This window comes from Agrobacterium sp. CFBP2214, from assembly GCF_030209895.1.
Classification (GTDB): domain Bacteria; phylum Pseudomonadota; class Alphaproteobacteria; order Rhizobiales; family Rhizobiaceae; genus Agrobacterium; species Agrobacterium radiobacter.
The window spans coordinates 178,955-186,043 of the sequence record NZ_JARVRC010000011.1; the positions used below are offsets into that span (position 1 = coordinate 178,955).

The window sequence follows — 7,089 nt, forward strand, 5'->3', positions numbered from 1 at the left end:
CTGTGACAAGCACAGGAATGAGGGCCTAAGGAATCTTTGTGTCCGATAAAGTGGATTCCCGCTCTGACACAGCCGCACCGAAAAGACACGTTGCATTACCCCAGCCATTGTATACTTTATGTATTCAAAATGTGCGAGCCGATATCGGAGGATTATGATGAGCGACACCACCACCTTGACCATCGACGAACTATTTCAACGGGTGGAGGCGATTTTCCGCAGGGCTGGCTTAAATGCCGTGCAGTCGGGAGCGCTGGCGCGCGTCATCACCGCCGGTGAGCGCGACGCCTGCAAGTCCCATGGCATTTACCGCATTGAAGGCGCATTGCGCACCGTCAAGGCCGGCAAGGTGAAGCCCGATGCCACACCTGATGTGGCCCAGGAGGACGGTACGGCGATCGTGAAGGTCAATGCCAATGGCGGCTTCGCCAATCCTGCCTTCGAGCTTGGCCTGCCGGTTCTGGTGGAACGCGCGGAACGTTTGGGCGTCGCCGCACTCGTCATCAATGACTGCACCCATTTTTCGGCGCTCTGGCCCGAGGTGGAGGGACTGACCTCGAACGGGCTGGCCGGACTGGTGATGTGCCCGAGCTATTCCACCGTCGCGCCGACGGGAGGAACCAAACCGCTGCTCGGCACCAACCCCTTCGCTTTCGGCTGGCCGCGCAAGGACACCTCGCCTTACGTCTTTGATTTCGCGACATCCGTTGCCGCCCGCGGCGAGATAGAACTGCACCGGCGCGCGGGAAAACCTTTACCCGAAGGCTGGGCGGTCGATGCAGACGGCAATCCGACGACGGACCCGGAGGCGGCCCTTGCCGGCGCCATGCTGCCCTTTGGCGGCCACAAGGGTTCTGCCATCGGCACCATGATCGAGCTTCTCGCCGGCATCATGATCGGCGACCTCACCAGTCCCGAAGTGCTGGACTATCTCGGCACCACCACGCTTGCGCCCTTCCATGGGGAACTGATCGTCGCCTTTTCCCCGGAGGCCTTTGCCAAGGGGCGGCCGGGAGACCCCTTCCAGCGCGCGGAAGTGCTGTTTGACGCCATCATCGGCCAGGGCGCCCGCCTGCCCTCCGGCCGCCGTTTTGCCGCCCGTGCCAAATCGGAAAATGAAGGTATTACGCTGACCGCTGCAGAAGTGGCCGGGCTCGACCAACTGCTGGAGAAGGGACTGGACGCGGTCTCCTGACCGCAAAGCGGAAACAAGAAGGCTCGCGAACGCGGGCCTTCTCGCAATGACAAAGTCACTCAGCGTTTTTTTGCAACTGCACAGCATCCCCGCCCCGTCACCCCGGACCTGATCCGGGGTCCAATGCGATCAAGTCTTTGATCACGAAAGACTCATTCCTCACGGCGCAGACGCGCCGTGGCTGGATGCCGGGTCAAGTCCAGCATGACGGAGGGGAGACATCAAACCTCCTGACATGCAAAAAAGGCCCGCATTTGCGGGCCTTTTGTTTTCACATCAGCGGCTGCTTAGGCAGCCTTGCAGGCCTGCACGGCACCCGGAAGCTTGCTCCAGTCGGCATACCAGCTGTTGAACAGCTCGAACTGCGCTTCGACATAACCGCGCTGGCTGTCCGTCAGGGCATCGGTTTCGTTGAAGTGCAGCGTGTATTCCTTGTCGCCCTTCAGCACCATCATGTGCTTGAAATAGAGAACCAGATCCGGGCCTTCATCGAAGGACGAGAGAACGGCGAGCGCCTGTTCCAGTTCCAGCGCACGGGCGCGGGCATCCGCATCACCCTTGGCGGCGGCCTGCGACAGCTTGCAGAGGTGAATGACTTCCTTCGGCAGCACGTTGCCGATGCCGGTGATGGCGCCGGTTGCACCGCAATTGACGAAGCCGTGGAAAACGGCGGTATCGACGCCGATCATAAGAGTGACGTCGTCATCACGGCTGGTGATATTTTCAGCAGCGTAACGCATATCCGCCGGGCCCCCGAATTCCTTGAAGCCGACGAGGTTCTTGTGCTCGGCGCGTAGCGCGAAGAAGAGATCGGCACGGGTGGCGAAGCCATAATAGGGGCTGTTGTAGATGACGGCCGGGATTTCAGGAGCCGCCGCGAGGATGGCCTTGAAATGCGCCTTCTGGGCAGAGATGACCGAACCGCGCGACAGGACGCGCGGAATAACCATCAGACCCTTGGCGCCAACCTTCTGGGCGTGGGCAGCATGGGCAACGGCAGACGCCGTGTTGACCGCGCCGGTGCCGACGATGACCGGAATGCCAGCCTTCACCAGGCGCTCCACGCCTTCCATGCGCTGCTCATCCGTCAGGAGCGGCCAGTCGCCCATGGAACCGCAATAAACCACGGCCGACATGCCATCGGCGATCAGTTCCTTGCCCTTGCGAACAAGCGCATCGAAATCAGGGGTGCGATCATCCTTGCAGGGGGTCATCAAGGCGGGAATCACGCCGGAAAAAATGCTGGCCGTCATTACTAGCTCCTAAGGGACATGTTTTTCGGGAATGGACGCACGTCCGCGCCACCCATTCGACAGGGACATTACTATCTTGTATTTTATTTGTCGACAAGAAATCGACAAGCTACAGATTTATTTCCAGCCGCTCGTTTCGCACCAGCAGTTTCTGCACCTGCCGCACGATCTGTTCGGCGTGCTCCCGCGCCAGCCTTTCGGAAAGAGCGATATCGCGAGCGGCAATCGCCGCGATCATCTCTTCATGATCATCGACGAAACGCTTGGGCAGACGATCATCATAGGACTGGTAATAAAGCCTGAGGATGCGCCGTCCCTCATCCAAAAGCCGCTTGAACAGGCTGGTGAAATAGGGGTTGCGCCCGGCTTCGGCGATGGAAAGGTGAAGGGCGGCATTGGTGGAAATCATCGCCAGCGCATCCTGCTCCTCGACCGCAATGGCGAATTCCGCGTTGTGGGCGCGGATTCCGGCCAGATCTTCCGGACGGTGATATTGCGCGGCAAGCTGGGTCGTTACCCGGTACATCAACACAAGCGCATCGAAATAGGTATGCATGTTGAGGAAATCGATATTCGACACCATGGTGGAGCGGTTCGGCAGCGTATCGATCAGCCCCTCGCCCGAAAGCCGCACCAGTGCCTCGCGGATGGGCGTGCGTGACATCTTGAACCGCTCGGCAAGCTGCACCTCGTCGATGGGACTGCCCGGCGGCAGAACCAGATCGAGAATCTCGTCGCGCAGCAGATCATAGACCATCTTCACGCCGGAGCCGCGCTTGCGCTCGGCAGAAGCAATTATATCCGTCATCATCAAATCCCTCTTGTCGACATAAAGAGTACTATTATATTTTTTCGCAATCAACGCCGCGCAGCGCCGTCGCCTCTTCGAATGGCGGAATAATTGTTCAAAAACAACAAAAAGCCGTCGCGAAAATTGCCCGCGACGGCTTTTAATCGTTCGGTTTGTGGCGTGGGCGTTATTACCCCGCTTAAGGAAAGACGATTTCTCTAGGGAGCCAAGAATACGCGGCTTGTCCCTTCTCCCCGGCGGGGAGAAGAAACGCCCAGCAATGCCGCCCCTCTAACAAGACGTTAGTTGCGCAGGCCGGTGGCCACGACGGAAATCTTGAAGGCACCATCAAGCGTGGGGTCGAAGGAAGCGCCCATAACCACGTCGGTCTCTTCGCTCACAGCTTCGCGCACCAGCGTCATCGCCTCGTCGATTTCATAAAGCGTCAGATCGTTGCCGCCCGAGATGGATACCAGCGCGCCACGCGCCTCCTTCAGCGAGGGTTCGCCGAGCAGCGGATTCGCGATGGCTGCGGCCGCCGCTTCCGAGGCGCGTTTCGGACCCTTGGCCTGCGCCGTGCCCATCAGCGCCCGGCCGCCATTCTTCATGACATAGCGCACGTCGGCGAAATCGAGATTGACGAGGCCTTCGCGCAGGATGAGATCGGTGATGCAGCGCACGCCAAGCGACAGGACCTTGTCGGCCGTCTTCAGCGCATTCTCGAAGGTGGTGCCGGCATCGGCGATGCGCAGCAGGTTCTGGTTGGGAATGACGATGACGGTATCGGCCGTGTTGAGCAGGTTGGCAAAGCCATATTCCGCAGCCCGCATGCGGCGCGCGCCCTCGAAGCTGAAGGGAAGCGTGACGACACCGACGGTCAGGATATTTTTCGCCCGGCAGGCTTCGGCGATGACGGGGGCAGCACCCGTGCCGGTGCCGCCGCCCATGCCCGCGGTGATGAAACACATGTCGTAACCGCTCAGGTGATCCATGATCTCGTCGAGGGAATCGATCGCCGCCTGCCGGCCGACCTCCGGATCAGCGCCCGCTCCAAGCCCGCCGGTCAGTTCGGAGCTGAGCTGCACGAGACGCGGCGCATCGGTTTTCTTCAGCGCCTGAGCATCCGTATTGGCGGCGATGAAATCAACGCCGCCGATGCCCTCGGCAATCATGTTGTTGATCGCGTTGCCGCCACCGCCACCGACGCCGACGACGGCGATATTGGGCGTGTTGCGGGCAATGGTGGCGCGCGGAGACTGGGTCATCGTCTTATTCTCTTTCTAAACTCATAGGGTCCCGCGCCGTTTTTTGACCGCGGCACGCGAATGATCGGCAAGGTCCCAGCGCTTCCTCCCCGAGCGGGAAAGAGGCTGTAACGCTTTGAATTTTCATGCAGGCCTATCGCCCCATAATGGCGAAAGACCGGCGTTCCAGGGGGCGAAAGATGCTCCACGGCGACGTTCTCCGACCCCTTCCCCGGATGAAAACCGAACCGAATCAACTGCTTCGCTTCCTAGAGGTGATAGCCGAAAAGGCGCGCCGTTTACACTCCATTCACTATGTTTATCTCACTTTGGAACGAGTTACGCCGACAAGTGTTTGCTTGCCGACCGCGCTGGAGCGGCGGGAGATAAAACGGAACCGGCCCTTCCCGCTCCAGGCATAGTTGACGCATCGAAGGCCCGAAAACCGCGCTGCACTTTTCGGTCCGGTGCTCTGAAGCACACAGAATGGAGACAGGCATATGTTGGCAGACGTCTTGCAGAACGAACCGGGTTTCCGCACGGAACAGCCGCGTGTGTTGATCGTGGAAGACGAATTCCTCATCGCCATGGATATAGAGGATTCCATTTTGCAGGCGGAAGAAGAGGCTGATGTCATCGGCATCGCCAACCGGCTGGAAGAGGCCGTGGCGCTTGGCAGCCGCGCCGATATCGCCTTCGTCGACGTCAATCTTGCCGACGGACAGACCGGCCCGGAGATCGGGCGGCGGCTTTCCGAAGACCATGGCGTGGTGGTGATCTTCATGACGGCGAACCCCGAAGTCGTCGTCAATCTCGGCATAGGCGCCGGCGTGATCGCCAAGCCCGTGCCGCAGGATGCCGTGGAGCAGTGCCTTGCTTATGCCCTTGCCAGACGCGCAGGCACCCATGCCGTAACGCCCATCGGCATGATGGCTTTCGACTGAGATAATCCTGAAAATAAAGGGAAGTTTCCGAAAACAAAAAAGCCTGCCGCGGGAGGAGGTGCGGCAGGCTTTTTGAAAAGATGAACAGCGATATGGGAGGAGGAAAACCGCTGTCCCCGAGGCAATCCTTTGGGAGGAGGAGTAGGATCGCCCGCATTACCGAAAGGATGTGGGAGGAGGTACATCCGTTTCGATGATTTGAAGATACCATTTTTCTGCGCGTTTGACAGGCACAAGGTTGCAGCGCAGATATGCGTTTTGTGCATGGCAATATTCATCGTCGAAAATTCCTGGCGATTGGTTCGCTTCAGTCGTCCTCAGGCGTGGAATGACATCGCTTTGCACATACTCAACGTCATCCTCGGGCTTGACCCGAGGATCCTGACCCGTGGAAAGCAATGGATCCTCGGGTCAAGCCCGAGGATGACGGAGGAGAGGCCTCCAAAACAAAAACGCCCGCAAAGCGGGCGTTTGGGCATTCAATAGCGGCAATATCGTTATGATTACTTACCGACGGCGGCGCGGGCGACGCTGGTGATCTGGCTGCGATCGATACCGAGATCGTGCAGTTCACGGCTGCTCATACGGCCGAGTTCGTTGATGGTCTGACGATATTTGCGCCAATTGTTGAAGCTGCGTGCTACGTTCATGACATTACCCTTTCTGAGGTTTAGGTGACGTCAGTAACGTTTTCGTCCCGGCGTCCTTTGATGTCCTCTATATGCGCTTTTCGGTGACGCATTAACAGGCAGAATAAGGCAATCCACCCATGCACTGCATGCACGGGTTCCCCATGACGGTTTGCGGCGAAAAAGAAACGTGACTGAAATTCAGACAGTTCACCGGGCGTGGGACCATCCCTGCCGCTCAGAACTTGTAGCGGACGCCGAAGACGTTGGCGTTTGTGGCGCCTTTCATATTGCCCAATGTTTTGCCACCGCCGGAACGGTGGTGAAGACGCCAGAAGAATTCCGTCGAGGAATCCTCGCTGAAGGACACGTTGATTTCCGGCCCCAGATAAAACAGGACATTGGCATTGCCGTCGTCCTTGATTTCCTGTTCGCGCTCGCGGCCCCGCTGCGCATCCGTGACAAGGCTGAGGCCGGCGGTAAAGCTTGGCGTGATGAACAGCCGCTCTCCGAGCCTGATCTGCTCGTAACGCGCAACCGAACCCACCCAGACTTCACCCGTAAAGCCCTTGCCAAATCTGGCAGCGGCGCCGATTTCGCCGCCGAGTTTCACGTTGCCGATATGGTAGGGATAAAACTGGTAGCCGCCGCCCAGAATGGCGTTGCGCTCATATTCCACCGGAAAGAGGGCTGCACTTTTCAGCATGTCTTCTTTCGTCATGGCGCCGCCAAAACCGAATATCGCTTCGCTCGTCTCCGACGTCATATCTTCCGACGCGAGGGATGGTGTTGCCGCCAGAGCGATCATGGCTGCCAGTGAAAGACGTGCTGCAATATTCATTTTGCTACTCCTGAACAAAGCCCGCTTACCCAGCCGTCCTCATAGGCATATTCACGGAAGGCGAACATACCGTTACCGAACACAATTAATTCAACTTGCGTGGAAATGGGCAGAACAAGCGGAAAATCCGGCTGTCGTTGACCTGCCACTGAACTTTCATCCAGCGGCGACTAGAGCCCCGGCGGTTTTGAAT

General features: G+C 58.6%; 7 protein-coding genes. 2 read left to right on the forward strand and 5 right to left on the reverse strand.

Translation table 11 applies throughout. The annotated features are described in order from the left end of the window. Positions 1 to 157 precede the first annotated feature (157 nt). Positions 158 to 1,195, forward strand: coding sequence for an Ldh family oxidoreductase (locus tag QRN60_RS23625; RefSeq protein WP_129565024.1), 1,038 nt, complete (start codon positions 158 to 160; stop codon positions 1,193 to 1,195). A 287-nt stretch (positions 1,196 to 1,482) separates the two neighbouring features. Here the strand turns inward: QRN60_RS23625 and QRN60_RS23630 are convergent, their stop codons facing one another. From QRN60_RS23630 to ftsZ, 3 genes are all read right to left on the reverse strand, one after another. After that, on the reverse strand, positions 1,483 to 2,448 hold the full coding sequence (locus QRN60_RS23630; protein ID WP_129565023.1) for a dihydrodipicolinate synthase family protein: 966 nt from the start codon (positions 2,446 to 2,448) through the stop codon (positions 1,483 to 1,485). Between the two features lie 109 nt (positions 2,449 to 2,557). After that, entirely contained in the window at positions 2,558 to 3,256 is a 699-nt protein-coding gene (locus QRN60_RS23635; protein ID WP_003505651.1) for a GntR family transcriptional regulator, read from the reverse strand. Between the two features lie 284 nt (positions 3,257 to 3,540). Further along, positions 3,541 to 4,503 carry a cell division protein FtsZ gene (ftsZ, locus tag QRN60_RS23640; RefSeq protein ID WP_020810894.1) on the reverse strand — a complete coding sequence of 321 codons (963 nt, stop codon included), beginning with the start codon at positions 4,501 to 4,503 and terminating at the stop codon, positions 3,541 to 3,543. 479 nt (positions 4,504 to 4,982) lie between these two features. Here ftsZ and QRN60_RS23645 point away from each other — a divergent pair, with 479 nt between their 5' ends. Continuing rightward, entirely contained in the window at positions 4,983 to 5,426 is a 444-nt protein-coding gene (locus tag QRN60_RS23645; RefSeq protein ID WP_003505649.1) for a response regulator, read from the forward strand. A 503-nt stretch (positions 5,427 to 5,929) separates the two neighbouring features. Here the strand turns inward: QRN60_RS23645 and QRN60_RS23650 are convergent. Both QRN60_RS23650 and QRN60_RS23655 read right to left on the reverse strand, forming a co-directional pair. Then, positions 5,930 to 6,076: a DUF1127 domain-containing protein gene (locus tag QRN60_RS23650; protein ID WP_003505647.1), complete on the reverse strand. Its 147-nt coding sequence runs from the start codon at positions 6,074 to 6,076 to the stop codon at positions 5,930 to 5,932. 217 nt (positions 6,077 to 6,293) lie between these two features. Further along, the gene (locus QRN60_RS23655) at positions 6,294 to 6,896 is read right to left on the reverse strand and encodes a hypothetical protein (RefSeq protein WP_162686251.1); all 603 of its coding nucleotides are present in this window, start codon (positions 6,894 to 6,896) and stop codon (positions 6,294 to 6,296) included. Between the last annotated feature and the right edge of the window lie 193 nt (positions 6,897 to 7,089).